The following is a 1,746-nucleotide window of genomic DNA, read 5'->3' on the forward strand; positions in this document are numbered from 1 at the left end:
GCGCGGCGCGGGCGGCGGCTCGGACGGCCCCCGGAGCGGAGGAGACGGCGCGGGAGGCGCCGGCGGGACGGGCGGCCCCGGAACCGGCGAGACCGGCTGGGCGGGGGCCGTCCGCGGCGTGGGCAGGCCCCCGCCGGTCGCGAAGTCGTAGCCGCACATCTCGCAGAAGCGGTCGGCGCCGGGCGTCCCGCAGTCCGGGCAGGGCGTCCCGCCGGGCGGGGGCGCCGGCGCGTGCGGGGCGGGCGGCGGCGCCGGCTCCGGCGCTCCGGTGGCGCCGCCGGCCGTGGCGCCGCCGATGCGCTCGCCGCAGACGTCGCAGTAGTCCGCCGACTGGGAGGCGTGTCCGTTCGGGCAGCTCGCCATGCTCAGCCCTCGCCCCGCCGGGTGGTCACGGTCTCGTCTTTGCGGGTCCGGACCGTCTTGGTCGACCGCGTCTCGATCTCCATCTCGGCGGCCTTGTCGACGTCGCGCTTCAGCCGGACGGTGCCGGTCGCCGGGTCGACGACGTCGACGACCTTGCGCAGCATCGCGGTGATCGCGTCGTTGCCGGCCTCGTCGGCGAGCACCACGGCGCGGCCGAGCCGGGCCGTCGCGGTGTCGAGGTCGCCGTCCCGGCGGGCCTGCAGCCCCTCCTGGATGACGGCCGCGAGCTCCGCCTGCCCGGTGTAGTGCGCCACCCGGTCGTTGATCTTGGTGGACTGGGCCTCGTCGTCCGTCCACTGCGCGAGCACGTTCCCGGTCGCGAGGACCTGCGCCTCCTCGCCGGGACCGCCGGGCACGACCAGCTTCACCCACGCGGCGCGCATCTCCTTGCCGCCCACCTGGCCGGGGGGCATCTCGACGCAGATGTGGTAGTCGCGGCTCTCCGCGCCCCACGCGCCGAGGGGGTAGTCGCCCGCCTGGGGAGCCGACTCGACGCGCTTGCCGGTCAGGTCCTCCACCGCCGGCATGACCTGCTTGACGAACCGGAGCGTCGCGGTCTGCGGCGTCCAGATCCGCAGCGCGACGTCGGCGACGGACTTGCCCATCGCGGCCTCGGTCATCGCGCGGAAGTCGGCGACGAGCCCGGCCGGGTCGGCGACGATGTCGACGCCGCCGAGCATCGCGGAGGCGACCTTGCGCAGCTCGGCGACCTCCCAGTCGGTGCCGACGCCGCGGCAGTCGCACACGAACCGGCCGCCGCACGCCGCCAGCGCGGCGTCCAGCTTCTCGGGCGTCTCGTGCTGGTTCTTTCCGTCGGTCAGCAGGATCGCGTGCCGGATCCCGCCCGGCACCGTGTCGAACAGCTCGTTCGCCAGCCGCAGCCACGACCCGATCGCGGTGCCGCCGGACGCCTTCAGCCGGCCCAGCGCCTGCTTGGCCTCGCCCCGCGTCTCGGGCGTCGCCGCGACCAGCCCGGCGTGCTTGGGGAAGATCATGGAGGCGGTGTTGGAGCCGGAGACGATCGCGAACTCCACGCCGTCGCGCAGCGTGTCGACCGCGACCTGCGCCGCCGCCACCGCCGCGCGCAGCTTCGCCTCCGGGTAGGACATCGAGCCCGAGGTGTCGATGATGATCACCTCGGACGCGCGGGCCGCGGACGGGGCGGGCGCGCCGGCCGCGGCGGCCGCCTCGACGGACACGATGGCGTGCACCTCGCGTCCGCCCTCGGGCAGGTACCGGTTCTGGTCGATCTTGACGGTGAACTGCGGCTGCTCGCTCATCGGGGCTGCTCCGTGCTCGGGGTGTCGCTGCTGCGGGCGGTGG

General features: G+C 75.7%; 1 protein-coding gene and 1 pseudogene. Both read right to left on the bottom strand.

Annotated elements, in window-relative coordinates; translation table 11 throughout:
* Positions 1-363 (bottom strand): annotated as a pseudogene (locus E1284_RS40520) (hypothetical protein); the annotation flags it as partial.
* Between the two features lie 2 nt (positions 364-365).
* Positions 366-1,703 (bottom strand): vWA domain-containing protein, encoded by a 1,338-nt coding sequence (locus tag E1284_RS40525; protein ID WP_131945408.1) that lies wholly within the window; start codon positions 1,701-1,703, stop codon positions 366-368.
* Between the last annotated feature and the right edge of the window lie 43 nt (positions 1,704-1,746).

Origin of the sequence: Actinomadura bangladeshensis, assembly GCF_004348335.1 — a bacterium.
Taxonomy (GTDB): domain Bacteria; phylum Actinomycetota; class Actinomycetes; order Streptosporangiales; family Streptosporangiaceae; genus Spirillospora; species Spirillospora bangladeshensis.